This window comes from Deinococcus aquatilis DSM 23025, assembly GCF_000378445.1.
Lineage (GTDB): Bacteria > Deinococcota > Deinococci > Deinococcales > Deinococcaceae > Deinococcus > Deinococcus aquatilis.
Genome location: NZ_KB899738.1, coordinates 26,378 through 41,861 on the forward strand (window position 1 = coordinate 26,378; position 15,484 = coordinate 41,861).

Below are 15,484 nucleotides of genomic sequence, written 5' to 3' on the forward strand. Positions count from 1 at the left end.
CGACAGACCCAGCAGGCAACTATTATGTCTACAGTGCACAAGGCGTCTACGGGCAAGTCAACTTAACAACGGGCGCAATAGTCGGTGGGGCTTATAAGTCCTTCGTACCACCCGCTGGCTACGTTTTGGTCAACAATAATACTGGCAACGGCGATTTCACTATCGACTCGACGGATCAGGCTTACGTTATTGCTCAGACGACGGCGACTCCAGCGGGGAGCGGGCTAGCCAATGGAGCCTTTCTGTGGAAGCTCAATCTTGCCACCGGAGCTTTGACTTCACCTGTTGCCCTCAGAATAGATGCGACCACCCAATGGACAGGCAATGCCAACGGACTGGTCGTCGATCCAGCAACAGGGAAATTTTTTATCAGTAGCGGAACAGGGCCGACGACCGGAGCAGCGGGTACTTACAACCTCAATCCGACGACCGGTATTACAACCCCAGAGGGACTGTTCACTGGATTGACAGACCTTGGTGGTTGCCCCGTTCTTCCTGATCGTCCTACAGTCACCAAAAGCTTTTCACCAAGCTCAGTGGTAGGCACATCAGGGACAACGGCCCTCACCATCAATCTCAACAATTCCAATTTGGCCCCCATCTATTTGCAGGCCGATTTTCTGGACAACCTGCCCAACAATATGGTTGTCGCCACGCCCAACGGCTTGGGTGGCACCTGTAATATCGCCAGCAATACCATTACGGCTGCGGCAGCCAGCAGCAGCATTAAGTTGGCAGCAGGTTCCCGCATTCCAGCGGGTGGCTGCACCATCACAGTCAATGTGACGGCGACGGGGGTTGGAAACTATGTCAACACCCTCGCCATCGGCACACTCAATACGACTGTTGGAACGAATGCCAGCGCTGCGAACGCCACTTTCACAGTTCTGGCACAGCCGACCCTCAACCTGACCAAAACCATCGCGGCTCCCGGTCGCCACGTCGCCGCTGATCAATTCACCGTGCAGATCAAAAACGGGACGACCCCCGTGGCGAGCGGCACCACCGCAGGCACCGGAACGACCGTCACGGGCGGTACCACCGGAAGCACCACCCTCACTGCAGGCACCACCTACACCCTGACCGAGATCATGGTAGCGGGCACTTCGGCGCTGAGTGATTACACTACGTCTATTGCCTGCACCAACAGCAACGGCTCCAGCACTACGGTCTTGCCCAGCGGCGCAGGTCAGAGCTTCAGCATCACGCCCAACGGCAACGACGTGATCGGCTGTACGCTGACCAATACTCCCAAACAGGCAGACCTGCAACTCACCAAATCCAACAGTATGACCAGCATTCTCACGGGAACCAACACCACCTACACCATTCGCGTCACCAACGGCGGCCCCACCACCGTAACCGGAGCCGTGTTCAAAGATGCTGCCGCCACGGGCCTGTCCAAGACGGCTGTTACCTGCTCCACGGCCAGTGGCAACACCTGCACCACCACGCCGCCTACCGCCACCGTCCTGGAAAGCGGCGCAGGCTTCAGCTTGCCGACACTCGCCAGCAGTGCTTTTTACGAAATTCTGGTGACGGCCAATGTCACGGCAACGAGCGGCAGCGTCGTCAATACGGCCACCGTCGATGCGCCCACTGGCATCATCGATCCCAGTACAGGCAACAACACCGCCAGCGACACCGATACGGTCACGCTGCCGTACACGCCCACCACGCCCGCCATCTGTTCCGCTCTGCCCGGATACACGGGCACGGGCAGCAATCTGGTGACCGACTTCAATGACGGCACTTTCGGCATCAGTACCAGTGATCCTGTGGTTGCCAGCACCAATACCCGTTCGCCCGCCGCCTGGCCCTACCCAGCCGCAACCCTGAACTACGGGTACGCACAGGTGTCGGCCAGCGGCCCCGCCGACGGCTCGCTGTCCTTGGTCAACCGCCTGAGCAGCCCGCGTATCTACAACACTTGGTCAAACGCACTGACTGCCATCACGGTGACGGGCACCGGAACAGGAATAGCCACCAGCGACGCGACCACCGGAAGGTTCCTGCTGATCAACGGGGCCAATCCGGGCGTGACCATCATCCAGACGACCATCAGTGGCCTGACTCCCTACACGAACTATCAACTTCTCGGCCTGTTCTCCAATGTGATCGACAACGGCCAGACTGGCTTCGTGCTGCCCAATATCGACTTTTATGTCAACGGCGCATCCTATTTCCGAACAGGCAACATTCCCCAGGATGTCCAGTCCACCTGGCGCCGGGCAGGGTTCGTCTTCAACAGTGGCAACGCGACCTCAGCGACCTTCAAATTGGTCAGCCGCGTTCCGGCCTCTACGGGCAACGATCTGGCCTTTGACCAACTGAGCCTGAACCAGTGTCAGGGCGTGTATGTCAACACACTCAGCGGCTTCCTGTACGGCGACGCCAATGTCAGCGGCAGCTTTCAGAACCCGGCAGAACCTCAGTTGCCCGCCGGAGTCATTGTGGACTTGCAGTACACGGATTCCAACGGCAATCCCGTGACGGTCGCCAAAACCACCACAGGCGTCGGCAGCGATACGGGCAAGTACGTCTTTACCAACGTGCCGCCGCCCCCCACCGGTTACACCTACTTCGTGCACGTCGAAGACGGCTCTTATAGCACTGAGACCACGACCATTCCGGCGGGCTATACCCTGCTGTCTCCCAACAACGCCGCCATTGCAGGCACGCCCAACTATGTCAGTGGCACCAATATCGGCCCCGATTTCGGCTTCAACTTCGCTGATCTCGGCATCACCAAGAGCAACGGCGTGACCGGATTGTTGGTGGGCAGCACCACCACCTACACCATTCGCGTCACCAACAACGGCTCTATCAGCGTCACCGGAGCCGTGCTGAAAGACGCGGCTGCCACGGGTCTGTCCAAGACAGCCGTGAGCTGCTCGGCTGCCGCTGGCAACGCCTGCACCACCGCCCCCACCGCCGTCAGTCTGGAAAGTGGCGCGGGAGTCACACTTCCGGCGCTCGCCAGAGGCGCGTTCTACGAGATCAACGTCACGGCCAGCGTTACGGCAACTGCGGGCATCACTGTGACCAACACGGCCACGATTGCGGTACCCGCCGGAATCACCGATACGGCGGCGGGCAACAACAGCGCCAGCGACAGTGATCTGATCTCGGCGGCCAGCACCACCACACTGACCCTCAGCAAAACCGGGGCCGCCGCCGCCAGGCCCAACGGGAACGTGGTGTACACCCTGACCGTCACCAACACCGGCTCTGTGGCCGCCACCCTCGTCAACCTGACCGATACCATTCCGGCCAACACGACCATGGTAGCCGCCACCGATGCCAGCGGAACGGCCATCACGCCCGTGCCCACGGGAAGCAGCTACACGTGGGCATTGGGAAGCATTCCGGCCACAGCGGGCAACAGCAAGACAGTGACCCTGACGCTCAAGATGCCTTCCGCCACAGTCATCAAAACCGCACCTCTGCCCAGCGTCACGAATGCAGCCAGCGTCAGCGCCAGCAACGTCACTGGTCCGGTGTCGGCTAGCGCCGTTACGAATCTGGTGTTGGCCGAACTGACCAAAAAGGTTCGCAACCTGACCGTGGCGACCACTGCTGGCCCGTTCGGCACCACAGGCACGGGCCTGCCCAAGCAGGTTCTGGAATACTGCATCGACTTCCAGAATTACGGCGGTGCCGATCTGCCCAACTTTGTCCTCACCGATGCCGTTCCAGCCAACGTCCAGCCCCAGTTGACGGGTGTGTCGGCGGCCCCAACCTACGGCTACGACACGGAGGCCAACGCCGCAGGCTTTGCGGGCAGCGGTTACGGCGTCAAACTGACCCGCGTCTCCCCTCCCGTCCTCCCAGCAACCACGCCCACCACAGTCGTCAGCTACCTGACCAGCGCCAGCGGCAGCCTGACCAATGTGGGCGGACTCAACAGCGACGGCACGCCCAACAGCGGCCTCATGACGGTCAATCTCGGCACCCTGACTGCCGGGAAGAGCGGCACAGCCTGCTTCAGAAGCACCATCCGCTGACACCACACTCCCTGTTGTTTTCGGCTCCTCCTGTCTGCCCAGCGCAGGCAATGGAGCCGAATTTCTGTTCTTGTGTGTCACCACCGCCACTGCGCGTAGAATTTCACCTGATGTCTTCTCACGCTCGCGGTGTGCTTCTGCTGATTTTAACAACCGCCCTGTGGGGCAGTACCTTCGCGGTGGTCAAAACCCTGGGCGAGACTCTGGACGCCAGCGTGCTGATCGCGTGGCGTTTTCTGATTGCGACGGTGGCGCTGGCCCCGGCGTTACTGCTGTACCGTCCGGCGATACGCACTGACCAAAACGCTCCCAACCGCTCCAGTCTGACCAAGGACGGCTTTATTTTGGGCCTGTGGTTGATCGCCGGATACGGCACGCAGACCATCGCGCTGCAAACCACGGGGGCAAATCGGGCTGCGTTTTTTACAGCCCTGAGCGTGATTCTGGTTCCGGTATGGCTCACCTTCGCCCAGCGCCGCCCGCTGCCGCTGACGCTCTGGGGGGCGCTCCCGCTGGCCGTGCTGGGGCTGGCGTTCCTGTCCTGGGAGGGCGGAGCGTTGGTGGTGGGCGACGCCTGGGCGCTGGGCTGCGCCGTCACGTATGCCGGATTTATCGTGACGCTGGAGCGGCTGGCACATCGGCACGACGCCTTGCCGTTTACGCTGGCGCAACTGATCACCGTAACGGTGGTGGCGTGGCTGTGGGCCGCCATCGCTGCGCCGAACAACCTCTGGCCCCCGCCCCAGGCCTGGGCACCGCTGCTCTATCTGGGCATCGCCGCCACCGCCGTCACCACGCTGCTGCAAACCGTGGGCCAGCGCCATGTCAGCGCCGCCGAGGCCAGCCTGATCTACGCTCTGGAACCCGTGACCGCCACCGCCTTCAGCTACCTGCTGATTAACGAGCGGGTGGGACTACGCGGCGCACTGGGCGGAGTGTTGGTGGTGATAGCGACTGTACTGAGCCAGCGGGCAGGCCGTGACCCCCATGCAGAAACGCCGACGCCCACCGCGCAGGCCGACACCTGACCGTGCCAATGGATCTGCCAATGACTGCACCAATGCACTTCACTTCCGAGCCACTGAGCGTCATTGTGCCCACCGTGCGGCGTGTGCTGGCCGAGGAAGGCCGCGTGACCTTCAGTGTGCCTGACCCTGATCTGGGGCTGGGCCTCTATGCGGGCGAGGCCCTCCACATAGGGTCACAGAATGCAGGGCTGCACCGCCCGCTGAGCGTGTGGGTCGATCTGGCCGATCTGCTGGGCGCACACCTGCACACACCGGAACATGTGGGTGCGGGCCGAGTCCGGCTGACCCTGCAACGTTACGCCTCCACTCCTGCCCCGGATGCAGCAGGCTACGGCGCAGAGGGCCACTGGGCGCGGGTAGACAAGTTAGAAGACCCGGTCTTTCTGACCACCATTGTAGAAGCGCTGCGCCGCGTGAATCCGCCCGCTGGTGGAAGAATTCTGGCGCTGGGTGTGAATGGGGGCCGGGAACTGGACGCGCTGGCGCTGGCCTTCCCAGGCCGCACCTTCGAGGTCATAGGCATTGATTTGGATGAATCCGCCCTCGCCACCGCCCGCGCACGGTATCCAGAGTTTGCCTTCTACGTGCTGGATGTGAATACCTTGCCCCAGCCCGAACTGGGCACGTTTGATCTGGTCCTGGCCCTCAGTCTGCTGCAAAGTCCCGGTGTCGTGCCGCACGACCTTCTCAGGGCCATTCGCCGCCACCACCTGACCCCCACAGGCGGCCTCATTCTGGGTTTTCCGAATGCCCGATATCTGGATGGACAGCTCAGCTACGGCGCACGCATGAGAAACTACGCCCGCCCCGATCTGAGCCTGCTGTGTACCGACGTGACGCAGGCCCGCCGCCAATTGCAAAAGCACGGTTTCAAGGTATTTGTGACCGGGAAATATGAGGTGCTGGTCACGGCGATTCCAGCAGCAATAGAGACGCCGACAGGGTTGGAGTTCTAGAGCGGCTGAAGCTTATTCGCCTTCTTCCTTGTCCTTCAGCCCCTGAATCTCCTCTATAAACCGTTCCAGGCTGTCGAATTCGCGGTACACGCTGGCAAACCGGATGTAGGCCACGCTGTCCAGTGGGCGCAGAAAGGTCATGGCCCGCCGCCCGATCTCGGTGCTGGGGATCTCCCCAAGTTGCACATCGTCTTCAAAGCCGTAGGCGAAAGCCCGTAGCACGTCTGGGTCTACCGGGCGCTTTTCGGTGGCGAGGGTCAGGCCGCGCAGCAATTTGTCGGGATTGAAGGCCTCGCGGGGGCCGCTACGCTTAACCACCATCAGCGGCTCCAATTGGGCGCGTTCGTAGGTGGTAAACCGGCGGGCACAGCTCAGGCACTCGCGGCGGCGGCGAATACTGGCCCCGTCGTCGCTGGGGCGGGAATTCACCACTTTGCTGTCGGGGGCAGAGCAGTAGGGGCACTTCATCTGGCATCCTTCGGCATCAGTAGGGCTGCGGTTCCGTGACGCGCAGTTTGGGAATAGGAGCCAGCGGCACATCAATGATGTTGCCGCGCAGGTGCGCGAGGGCTGGGGTTGCCAGCGCCATCACGCTCTCGGCCACCGGGCGGTCGAGGGCTTCTTCTCCCGCACTGGCGCGGCCCGGCAGGATCATATTGATCCGTAAATCTTCGCTGTAGGCATGCTCCACGAGGCCCCGAATCGCGCCGCGCTGGGGATGGACCTGCAGGCCCGTATCGTCGAGATGCGGCCCGATGATGGTCAGCCACGCTCCGGGCAGGCGGCGACGCAAAATCTGGGCAATCGCCACGCTGCTTTTCACGTTGCAGTTGAACAGGTCCATCCATTCGCCTTCAGTCAGCATCGTGAAGTTGCTGTGGGCGCGTTTGTCGGCCAGATGAACGATGCCGTGCAGCGACCCGAAAATATCCAGAATCCGGTTCTGAGCGCTGAGCCAGTCGAGCGGTATATCGACATCGGCCTTGATTGGAATGGCCGTGCCGCCCGCGTGTTCCAGCGTGCTGGCCGCCGATGCCAGCGTTTCACTATTGCCGCCGATCAGCACGATGCTGGCTCCCGCCTGCGCCAGTGCGCCGCTGACGGCCCTTCCGTACCCCTGATCCGCACCCGTGACCGCAATGACCTGACCAGCCAGAGGGTGCGGCGGTATAGCCTGCGAATCTGTGGAGCGAGTCATGAGACGCCTAGCATAGCGGATACGGCGCTAGGTCGGAAATGTGCCTGTGCCGGACGTGAAGTGACCGGACGCCAGGCTGGATCAGCCCGCCTGGGGCAACAGCTTGAACGCCTGCGCGGGGGGATCGCTGGCGCGGTGGCCCACGTTGCAGGCATGGCACCAGTAGGCCTGATCACCGTCTCGCAGGTCGTGCAGGGTCAGGGCCTGCCCGCACCGGGGGCATACGTGGGCATATCCGCGCCCACTGACAGGCAAGGCAGCCGGAAGAGAATCCCCCTCCTCTTCGCCCAAAGTCTTACGTAATACACGCTTCATATTCTGATGATAACAGATTTAAAGTCAGGAAGTGGTGAGTGAGTAGTGGTCAGCAGGAAAGGCAACAACCCCGATTCCACCTTGTTTTCTCACCCCTTCCTATTCACCACTGACCGCTTTCCTACAAATCGACTTCATCTCCGTCATCCGAGATATCGAATTGCGACCCGCTGGGCAATCCTTCGCCCACGCGCCGCCGCTTGCGGAGCATGGCCGGTTCTTTGTCCAGGTTAAACACGAAATGGCGGGGCCGCCGCTCGCGCAGCCACGTTTCGAGGGCCAGCAGGCGGGGCCGGAAACGGATGAATTCGCGCAGTTGCCGGATAGGAATGAAGCGGGCTTCCTGTACGTCGCGGTCCGGGTCACGCGGCTCCAGCTTGCCGCCCACTTCGCGCCCTGTATAGAAGAACTGAAGGTGGTGGCCCCACGTCTGGGCCTGAAATTCGACGATAAACGCGAGGTCACGCAGTTCCACGATCAGGCCCGTTTCTTCAAAGGTTTCGCGGCGTGCGCCTTCCTGGACCAGTTCGCCCGCCTCCAGACCGCCTTTGGGCAACGACCAGCGCCCCCGCTCACGCACCAGCAAAATCTCGTCGCCGCGCATGACGATGCAGCCTACGCCGATACGCGGATCGGCCAGCGGGCGCTTTTGGCCGCGCTTGTTGGGTACGGCGGGAATGGGGGCGGCGGTGGCGTTGGACACCTGACCGGGCCGCAACTGCCCCGACTGCTGCAAATTGGCCGAGCCGCTGCCACCGTCTGCCGCTTTGGGGCTGCGTCTGCGTCTGCGCCGTCTGCCTGCACCCTGTCCTGCTGCTTTCACTGCTTCTTCGGCCATTACACACCCTCCGGCGCAAGGTCATTAAACCGGACATGTGCGCTATGAAACTGCAACTTGACCGTTCCCACAGGCCCGTTGCGCTGCTTGCCAATAATGATTTCGGCAATTCCCTGTTGATCGGTTTCCTTGTTGTAATACTCGTCGCGGTAAATAAACATCACGATGTCTGCATCCTGCTCGATAGCGCCCGATTCTCTCAAATCAGATAGCATTGGCCTATGATTGGGCCTCTGCTCTACAGCACGGCTGAGCTGACTGAGCACCATGATCGGCACCTCTAACTCACGCGCCAGACCTTTGAGTCCACGCGAAATGGTGCTGATTTCCTGCTGTCTGTTGTCGCTACCGCCGCTGCTTTTGCCGCCCGACATCAGTTGCAGGTAATCGATCACCACGAGGCCGAGTTGCCCATGCTGGGCGGAGATCCGGCGCAACTTGCTTCTGAGGCCGTTCAGCGTCAGGTCGGGTTCGTCGTCGATGATCATGGGCGCTTCGGCAAGGCGGCCTGCGGCGTGCGCCAGGCGTTCAAAATCGCGCTCGTTCAGTTGCCCGCTGCGAATGCGGTTCATGTCCACCCGCGCCTCACTGCACAGCATTCGCAGGGCAAGCTGCACCGCAGGCATCTCAAGGCTGAACACCGCCACCGATTTCTCACCGCGCAGGGCCACATTCTGGGCGATAGACAGCGCAAATGCCGTTTTTCCCATGCTGGGCCGCGCCGCCAGCACATTCAGGCTGCCTTTCTGGAGTCCGCTGATCTGCTCATCAAGGTCACGGAAGCCGCTGCTGACGCCGTCCGGGATGCCTTTGTTGGCGTGCAGCAAGGTGATGTATTCAAAGGTGTTGTGCACCACCTCGCCCATCGCCTGAAACGCCTCGCCCTTTTTCTTCTGCTCGGCCACCTCAAAAATCATCTTTTCGGCGCGGTCGAGCAGATCTTCCAGGGGCAACTGAGCGTCGTAGGCCAATTGCATGGCCTTGCCTGACGCACTGATCAACATCCTGAGCGTGTGCTTTTCCTGCACAATCCGGGCGTAATGTTCGGCATAGGCGGCAGTGGGCACCTGATCCGACAGGCCAATCAGGTAGGTAAGGCCGCCCACATCGTCCAGGGTGCCCTTACTGCGCAAATCCTCAGACAGCGTGACCAGGTCCACGGGTTCGCCGCGCTCCTGAAGCGCCCGCATCGCCGCAAAAATCTTGCGGTGGCCCTCGCGGTAAAACATTTCCGGCGATACGGTATCGCCCAATTGGGCCAGAGTATCGTTGTCTAGCAGAACGCTGCCCAGCACGCTAATTTCTGCGTCATTACTGTGCGGCGGGACACGTGGCGTGAGTTCCATGCAGTGGCCTCTCCTGTGGGCAGCGGCCAGCCGCACGCGGCCCCGACGATGCGGAGGCAGCGGCGTGGCGCGTGCCGGGTCAACAATTGGTCTACGTACAGCGGGGTGGGTGCAGGAAAAACCGCGCCCATTCAGCCAGAACTCTTCCCCATTGGGGGAACGCTCAGGCGGAACTGCCGTGCATCATACCACCGCTTTGGCCCCCTGCCCTGACAGGAGCCAGACACAGGCCAGAATCCTGACTGCCTGAACTACTAAAGATAACCTTCTTCACTTTCAGGTAAGAGAATTGTTAGAACTCCACCCGTAGTGTGTAGGCAGGCAAAAGCGGGAGACACCCGCAGGAGCCGCTGCCATACCCAGCCAACCAGACCCATTTATCCCTTATCTGGACGGCTACCCCAGGAGATCACCATGAAGAACAACACCCAAGGCTTCACCCTGATCGAGCTGCTGATCGTCATCGCCATCATCGGTATTCTGGCCGCCGTCTTGATCCCCAACCTGATCGCCGCACGTAACCGCGCCAACGACAGCGCTGCTCAGAGCTACCTCCGTAACTGCATTACAGCTATCGAAACAGCCCGCAACTCTGTGACACAAGTTTTGCCTGCTTCTGGTACATGTGAGGATACTGACGCTACGAAACTTGGCACGGCCGCACTGACGAAGCCTGCTGCAGTCACTTCTTCGATCTACACCACTACGCCTGCGAGCGATAGCTACACAGCAAGCGTCACCAGCATCACCGGCAAAATCTTCAACTTCGACGGTAAGAAGATCAGCGGAAGCTAACCTCAGACGCTTAAAACTTCATAATCCCCTCTCCTTTTTAGGTGGGGGGATTCTTTTTAGAGGATTAAGCCATGCATAAAAATCAGGAAGGGTTTACACTTATAGAGTTGCTTGTGGCTATAGCGGTTATCGGATTACTAGCATCAGTTCTCCTACAAAATGTGTCTGCTATTCGCGCACGGGCAAATGACAGTGCAGCAGTTGCTTATCTAAGGCATTGCGTCACCTCAATCGAGTCTTCTCGTCAAGTAGTGAATCAACAACTTCCCAACGTTACCTCCTGCGAAGATGGCAATCTAGGCGAAAGCAGATTGCCTCGACCACAGTCAGTCAAAAACTCCGCTATAGTCATTCAGATACTCCAAGACAGCTATATGGTTACGGTGACTAGCATCACTGGTAAAGTGTTCAAGCATGACGGTCGAACCATTCTTGCCAGTGCCAGCTAAGGGGGAAGAAGGTCTGTTGCAGTCTCGGAATCGACCTTTCGCCCTGCTTGTCTTTGCAATTTGTGGCTTACCGCTGTGGATCAACCCCGCGCTGACCCTTTCGTTCGATTCTGTTTATTTGACACCCAAAATTCTTTGGATATACGCCATTCTGCTTCCTTGCAGCTTGCTGCTAACCTGGCAACTTCGTAAGCATTTGCACCAATTTGGTGTGGTTTTTCCGGTCGTTGGCACTTGGCTTTTTTTGATGTGCCTGAGCGCCCTAATCAATCAAAATCTCTGGTCGAATTGGTGGGGAGCAGCCGACCGCGCAGATGGGGTGTTGATGCATGGGGTCTACGCCGCGTTGTTGTTGACTGGCATCGGATACGCAAGACTTGCGGACTTACATACACAGCAACGAATCTTAAGTACAGGTCTATTGGTTGGCAGCAGTCTTTTGGCTCTCACTAATATCTTTCAACAAGTTCATCTGATGGGAATTCCTGGCGAAGGCGCTTTTACAGGCGTCTCTGCTACCTTGTTTGGGGGCACCCTGGGCAACCGGGGTTATATGGGCGGAGCATTGGCACTTTTGTTGCCTCTCGCGTTTTCTGCCACGTTTAAGGGCGGCTTCCCGCAACGTGGAATGTTCATCGCCGTTATGTTGATAACTTGGGCGCTAGCAGGCACGTTTGCTCGGGGGGCTTGGCTAGCAGGTGCCCTCGGTCTAATTTGGCTGGCCTACTGGAAACGTCCTAAGCTACGCGAATGGCTTCCTATAGGCTTAGGTCTGATGATCTTTACTGTTGTCACCCTCATCTTTGGCAATGGTCGAGGAACCGAAGGGCAGGCTATTACCGATAGTAGTGGTCGTAGTGTCCTGTGGCGTTCAGCCTTGATCGGTATACAGCAGAAGCCCCTGCTGGGCTGGGGTTCTCCGGCTCTATGGCAGGTGATGAATTCAAGGGATGCCCAGACCCTCTTGCACGAGAACGGCACACAAAACATAACGGCGATTCAAAAACGAAATGATGACCCTCGCTCTGCGCCCAGTTTCTACGTCACTCACACAGATGGATCTAGAGAGCGAGTAGATTTCACGATCAACAAAGTTCACAACGAATATCTCGATTACGCCTTGACATACGGCATACCTGCAGCACTCCTTTTTATTGTCTTAATCAGCCGCTCTATTTGGGCAAGTCGCCTGATTGCGCCTGGACTATCGGGGGCAGTCGTTGCTTACGCAGCATATCTGCTGACTTGGCCTGAAGTTATTCGGTTTGCTCCCATCGCCTGGTTCATTATGGGCTTGGCCTTAGGCGCTAGCTTCCGAAGTAAAGTCAGGTCATGCCCACCCCAGCCCTCAAAGAATGGGATGTCCAATCCCAAGCCCTCAGCCTCGGCCAGACCGCAGTCCTGATCCGCAAAGGCGGCATCATGGAAACGCACGACGGTTTTGAAGTCGAGCACCGTTCTTTTCTGCTGTATCCGACCTTCCTCCACCAGAACCCCGCCGAGCTTCGGCCCGAATTTGCGCCCCTGTTGCGAGACGATCCGCAACCGGGCGCGATTGTCTTGCCTGCCCTGGCTGAGGTAATGGGCGTGTGGAAGATAGAACAGGAAGCGCAGGCGCGGGCTTTGGCTGACCTTCAGGCCCTGACTGCCGACGCCATTTCGCGCCGCTTTGCGTACCGGGGCCGCCCGTGGGTTCATGCGTTGCTGCTGCGGGTGCGCCCACTGAGTGCGCCGCTGGTGCTGCCCGAAACGCCGCAGATGTTGGGCTGTGTCAGCTGGGTGCCACTGGGAGAAGTGGCGGTAGAGGCTGGCCCGCCTGTGCTGGATGAGACGAGGCTAGAAGGCTTACACAGCGAAATAGAGGCGCGGTTAGGAGAGACGGCCCAGCTATAGTAACCCCTATGCAGCACTCCCCTTTTACCGCGTTGGCCGCCGTGTACGACGCGATTATGGCCGACGTGGAATACGATCATTGGGCCGATTTCGTGCTGACCTATGCCCGTGACGGTGGCCTGAATGCAGACGCACACTCGAAGTTGACAGCCTTAGATCTGGCTTGCGGCACCGGCGGTTTTACGCGTGAACTTCAGGAGGCGGGCCTGGCTGTCACCGGGCTGGACGGCAGCGCCGAGATGTTGCGGGTGGCACGGCAACGGCTGCCCGAGATTTCCTTTGAAGTGGGCGACCTGCGTACCTTTGAACTGGGCCAACAATTTGACCTGATTACCTGCGTCTTCGACAGTCTCAATAACCTGCTCGATCCTGCCGATCTGGGCGCGGCGTTCCGGCAGGCGCGGGGGCATCTGCGGGCGGGCGGGCTGCTGGCCTGCGACCTGAACACCAGAATCGGCGTGCGCGAACTCTGGGAAGACAACGCCATCGAGGGACTGGCCCACGCCGAAGATGGCCGCGAGGTGCATTACCACTGGTCTCATCATCATGATGTGGAGGCTGATGTGGGCGTGGTGCAGGCCTTTTGCCGGGTACTCAACCCTGACGGCACTACAGAAGAATTTGTAGAAACCCACCGCGAGCGTGGCTACGATCCTGCCGAGATAGAGGCGCTGCTGGGCGCAGCAGGCTTTGACCGCTGGGAAGTGGTGGAATACCCCGACTTTGCCCCGCCCACGCCCGAAACGCCGCGTGTCTGGGTCTTCGCCTGGGCGGGTGCATGAGCGGACTTCGCGTATTAGGGGCAGGCGGCTGGGGCACGGCGTTGGCGGTCAATGCGGCACGCACTGGGCAGCCCGTGACCCTGTGGGCCAGACGCCCCGAGGTTGCGGCCCGCTTGGCCGAGGTGCGCGAGAACCGGGAATATCTGCCGGGAATCCTGCTGCCGGATTCGGTGCGCCTGACTTCCGACCTTGGGGAAGCGGTGCAGGGCGCGGAGTGGGCCTTGGTGGTCGTTCCCAGCGTGGGCGTACCCGATCTGCTGGCCCAGTTGCCCCGTAGTCTCGGCGTGGTGCTGTGTGCCAAAGGTCTCGCGCCGGATGGTGGCCGCCTCACCGATCTGGCCCGCAGCCTCGGATTTGCGCGGGTGGCTGTCCTGAGTGGCCCCAATCATGCCGAGGAGGTAGGCCGGGGCCTTCCCGCCGCCACCGTGGTGGCCAGCACCGATGAAGCTCTGGCCTTCGCCGCACAGACCGCCCTGATGACGCCCAGTTTGCGCGTTTACACCAGCACCGATGAGGTGGGCGTGGAACTTGGCGGCGTGCTGAAAAACGTGATCGCACTGGCGGCGGGCCTCGGTGACGGCCTGCAACTGGGAGACAACGCCAAAGCCACCCTGATTACCCGTGGGCTGCGCGAAATGGGCCGTTATCTGCTGTCGCAGGGCGCACAGGAGGAAACGGTATACGGCCTGAGCGGGTTGGGCGATCTGGTGGCGACGGCAACCAGCCTGCACAGCCGCAACCGCGCCGCCGGGGAAGCCATCGCACGGGGTCAGAATCCGGCGCAGGGGGGCAAAGTGGTCGAAGGGCTGCGGACTGCCGGACTGCTGGACGCCTGGGCCACCGCACACGGCCACGACCTGCCGATTGTGCGGGCTGTGGCACGGGTCGCCGCCGGAGAATGGACACCCGCCGTGGGTCTCCGCCACCTGATGGAGCGGGACGCCAAGGCTGAACATGAAGAGTGAGTCGGTGCAGGCCAACCTGCTGGCCGCCGCCGAAGCCTTTGCCCTCCCCTATTACGCCGAGGCCCACCGCGCCTACCACAATGCCCAGCATGTGCGGGCCGTGCTGCACGCGCTGGACAGCAGGCAAGTGCTGACGCCCACGCTGGCTCTGGCGATCTGGGGTCACGACCTGATCTACGATCCGCGTCAACACGACAACGAACAACGCAGCGCCGATGTGTTTGATGGTTGGTTGGCCGAACAGGGTGCACCCGCCGATTTACGGGACGACATCCACGCCCTGATTCTGGCGACCCGCCACGCCGCACCCGCCGCCACCCGTGCCGAAGCCCTGCTGATTGACGCCGACCTGAGCATTTTGGGGGCCGATGCCGGGGTGTTTGCCGCCTACGACACCGCCATTCGCCGGGAATACAAACACGTTCCGGGCCTGCTGTACCGCATGGGCCGCAAAAAAATTCTGCGCGGCTTTCTGGAGCGGGAGCAAATCTTTACGACGCCGGAATTTGCGGAGTTGGAGGGACAGGCGCGGGCAAATCTGCTGGACGTACTTGGAAAGCTGAGCTAGCTTAAAGGAGTGATGACCTTCTATCCAGATAGGTCAAGTGCCGCCCCACTCCCGAATCTATAGACCTCTTGCGAAAGTCGTGGGCTAAGCTGGCAGGGTGGAGCAAGATCGTCTGACACGCACGCTAAAGATGAACCGCAAGCAGTTTCGGCGACGCACCGGGGTCTATCCGGAAACCTTCGCCGAGATGGAAGCAGTGCTGAATGAACGCGAAGGGCGGAAGAAGAAATCTGGCCGCCCAGCCGCGCTGAGCGTGGCTGAACAGCTGCTGATGACCCTGGAATTCTGGCGCGAGTACCGCACTTTCGCGCATCTTGGCGACGACTGGGGCGTGCATGAAACCA

General features: G+C 60.3%; 16 protein-coding genes. 11 read left to right on the forward strand and 5 right to left on the reverse strand.

What is annotated here, in order from left to right; all coding sequences use genetic code 11:
• Positions 1–272: 272 nt before the first annotated feature.
• The 3 genes from F561_RS0119010 to F561_RS0119020 all read left to right on the forward strand — a co-directional run bounded on the left by F561_RS0119010 (position 273) and on the right by F561_RS0119020 (position 5,991).
• The gene (locus F561_RS0119010; protein WP_169389544.1) at positions 273–4,007 is read left to right on the forward strand and encodes a beta strand repeat-containing protein; all 3,735 of its coding nucleotides are present in this window, start codon (positions 273–275) and stop codon (positions 4,005–4,007) included.
• 110 nt (positions 4,008–4,117) lie between these two features.
• Complete coding sequence (locus tag F561_RS0119015; RefSeq protein ID WP_040381282.1) at positions 4,118–5,035, forward strand: DMT family transporter; 918 nt, start codon at positions 4,118–4,120, stop codon at positions 5,033–5,035.
• A 20-nt stretch (positions 5,036–5,055) separates the two neighbouring features.
• Positions 5,056–5,991, forward strand: a complete 936-nt coding sequence (locus F561_RS0119020; RefSeq protein ID WP_026299074.1) for a class I SAM-dependent methyltransferase — start codon at positions 5,056–5,058, stop codon at positions 5,989–5,991.
• 12 nt (positions 5,992–6,003) lie between these two features.
• Here F561_RS0119020 and nrdR read toward each other — a convergent pair whose 3' ends face one another.
• The 5 genes from nrdR to dnaB all read right to left on the reverse strand — a co-directional run bounded on the left by nrdR (position 6,004) and on the right by dnaB (position 9,688).
• Positions 6,004–6,459 carry a transcriptional regulator NrdR gene (gene nrdR / locus F561_RS0119025; RefSeq protein WP_019011560.1) on the reverse strand — a complete coding sequence of 152 codons (456 nt, stop codon included), beginning with the start codon at positions 6,457–6,459 and terminating at the stop codon, positions 6,004–6,006.
• 16 nt (positions 6,460–6,475) lie between these two features.
• The gene (locus tag F561_RS0119030; RefSeq protein WP_019011561.1) at positions 6,476–7,189 is read right to left on the reverse strand and encodes an SDR family NAD(P)-dependent oxidoreductase; all 714 of its coding nucleotides are present in this window, start codon (positions 7,187–7,189) and stop codon (positions 6,476–6,478) included.
• Positions 7,190–7,270: 81 nt separating this feature from the next.
• Positions 7,271–7,504: a hypothetical protein gene (locus F561_RS0119035; protein WP_026299075.1), complete on the reverse strand. Its 234-nt coding sequence runs from the start codon at positions 7,502–7,504 to the stop codon at positions 7,271–7,273.
• Between the two features lie 121 nt (positions 7,505–7,625).
• Positions 7,626–8,342 carry an NUDIX hydrolase gene (locus F561_RS0119040; protein ID WP_019011563.1) on the reverse strand — a complete coding sequence of 239 codons (717 nt, stop codon included), beginning with the start codon at positions 8,340–8,342 and terminating at the stop codon, positions 7,626–7,628.
• Complete coding sequence (gene dnaB, locus F561_RS0119045) at positions 8,342–9,688, reverse strand: replicative DNA helicase (protein WP_019011564.1); 1,347 nt, start codon at positions 9,686–9,688, stop codon at positions 8,342–8,344. Before dnaB ends, F561_RS0119040 begins: the two co-directional genes overlap by 1 nt.
• A gap of 414 nt (positions 9,689–10,102) precedes the next feature.
• Between dnaB and F561_RS0119050 the strand changes: the two genes are divergently transcribed.
• The 8 genes from F561_RS0119050 to F561_RS0119075 form a co-directional block, all read left to right on the forward strand.
• Positions 10,103–10,483, forward strand: coding sequence for a type IV pilin protein (locus tag F561_RS0119050; protein ID WP_019011565.1), 381 nt, complete (start codon positions 10,103–10,105; stop codon positions 10,481–10,483).
• Between the two features lie 71 nt (positions 10,484–10,554).
• A complete protein-coding gene (locus tag F561_RS28070) occupies positions 10,555–10,932 on the forward strand; it encodes a prepilin-type N-terminal cleavage/methylation domain-containing protein (RefSeq protein WP_083922553.1) in 378 nt (125 codons plus the stop codon).
• On the forward strand, positions 10,898–12,337 hold the full coding sequence (locus F561_RS28075; protein WP_083922554.1) for an O-antigen ligase family protein: 1,440 nt from the start codon (positions 10,898–10,900) through the stop codon (positions 12,335–12,337). Before F561_RS28070 ends, F561_RS28075 begins: the two co-directional genes overlap by 35 nt.
• Complete coding sequence (locus F561_RS0119055) at positions 12,265–12,825, forward strand: DUF1802 family protein (RefSeq protein WP_019011566.1); 561 nt, start codon at positions 12,265–12,267, stop codon at positions 12,823–12,825. The genes F561_RS28075 and F561_RS0119055 overlap by 73 nt, the downstream gene beginning before the upstream one ends.
• Positions 12,826–12,833: 8 nt before the next feature.
• Positions 12,834–13,607, forward strand: coding sequence for a class I SAM-dependent DNA methyltransferase (locus tag F561_RS0119060; RefSeq protein ID WP_019011567.1), 774 nt, complete (start codon positions 12,834–12,836; stop codon positions 13,605–13,607).
• The gene (locus F561_RS0119065) at positions 13,604–14,572 is read left to right on the forward strand and encodes an NAD(P)H-dependent glycerol-3-phosphate dehydrogenase (protein WP_019011568.1); all 969 of its coding nucleotides are present in this window, start codon (positions 13,604–13,606) and stop codon (positions 14,570–14,572) included. The genes F561_RS0119060 and F561_RS0119065 overlap by 4 nt, the downstream gene beginning before the upstream one ends.
• Entirely contained in the window at positions 14,562–15,140 is a 579-nt protein-coding gene (locus F561_RS0119070) for an HD domain-containing protein (RefSeq protein ID WP_019011569.1), read from the forward strand. Before F561_RS0119065 ends, F561_RS0119070 begins: the two co-directional genes overlap by 11 nt.
• Positions 15,141–15,237: 97 nt before the next feature.
• Positions 15,238–15,484: helix-turn-helix domain-containing protein (locus F561_RS0119075; protein WP_245556577.1), on the forward strand; the 247-nt coding region annotated here is incomplete at its 3' end.

What these genes read in the sequence shown, in the direction of transcription:
- F561_RS0119015 (WP_040381282.1), top strand. Translation starts at nt 4,118, where the DNA reads ATGTCTTCTCACGCTCGCGGTGTGCTTCTGCTGATTTTAACAACCGCC.
- F561_RS0119020 (WP_026299074.1), top strand. Translation starts at nt 5,056, where the DNA reads ATGACTGCACCAATGCACTTCACTTCCGAGCCACTGAGCGTCATTGTG.
- nrdR (WP_019011560.1), bottom strand. Translation starts at nt 6,459, where the DNA reads ATGAAGTGCCCCTACTGCTCTGCCCCCGACAGCAAAGTGGTGAATTCC.
- F561_RS0119030 (WP_019011561.1), bottom strand. Translation starts at nt 7,189, where the DNA reads ATGACTCGCTCCACAGATTCGCAGGCTATACCGCCGCACCCTCTGGCT.
- F561_RS0119035 (WP_026299075.1), bottom strand. Translation starts at nt 7,504, where the DNA reads ATGAAGCGTGTATTACGTAAGACTTTGGGCGAAGAGGAGGGGGATTCT.
- F561_RS0119040 (WP_019011563.1), bottom strand. Translation starts at nt 8,342, where the DNA reads ATGGCCGAAGAAGCAGTGAAAGCAGCAGGACAGGGTGCAGGCAGACGG.
- dnaB (WP_019011564.1), bottom strand. Translation starts at nt 9,688, where the DNA reads ATGGAACTCACGCCACGTGTCCCGCCGCACAGTAATGACGCAGAAATT.
- F561_RS0119050 (WP_019011565.1), top strand. Translation starts at nt 10,103, where the DNA reads ATGAAGAACAACACCCAAGGCTTCACCCTGATCGAGCTGCTGATCGTC.
- F561_RS28070 (WP_083922553.1), top strand. Translation starts at nt 10,555, where the DNA reads ATGCATAAAAATCAGGAAGGGTTTACACTTATAGAGTTGCTTGTGGCT.
- F561_RS28075 (WP_083922554.1), top strand. Translation starts at nt 10,898, where the DNA reads ATGACGGTCGAACCATTCTTGCCAGTGCCAGCTAAGGGGGAAGAAGGT.
- F561_RS0119055 (WP_019011566.1), top strand. Translation starts at nt 12,265, where the DNA reads ATGCCCACCCCAGCCCTCAAAGAATGGGATGTCCAATCCCAAGCCCTC.
- F561_RS0119060 (WP_019011567.1), top strand. Translation starts at nt 12,834, where the DNA reads ATGCAGCACTCCCCTTTTACCGCGTTGGCCGCCGTGTACGACGCGATT.
- F561_RS0119065 (WP_019011568.1), top strand. Translation starts at nt 13,604, where the DNA reads ATGAGCGGACTTCGCGTATTAGGGGCAGGCGGCTGGGGCACGGCGTTG.
- F561_RS0119070 (WP_019011569.1), top strand. Translation starts at nt 14,562, where the DNA reads ATGAAGAGTGAGTCGGTGCAGGCCAACCTGCTGGCCGCCGCCGAAGCC.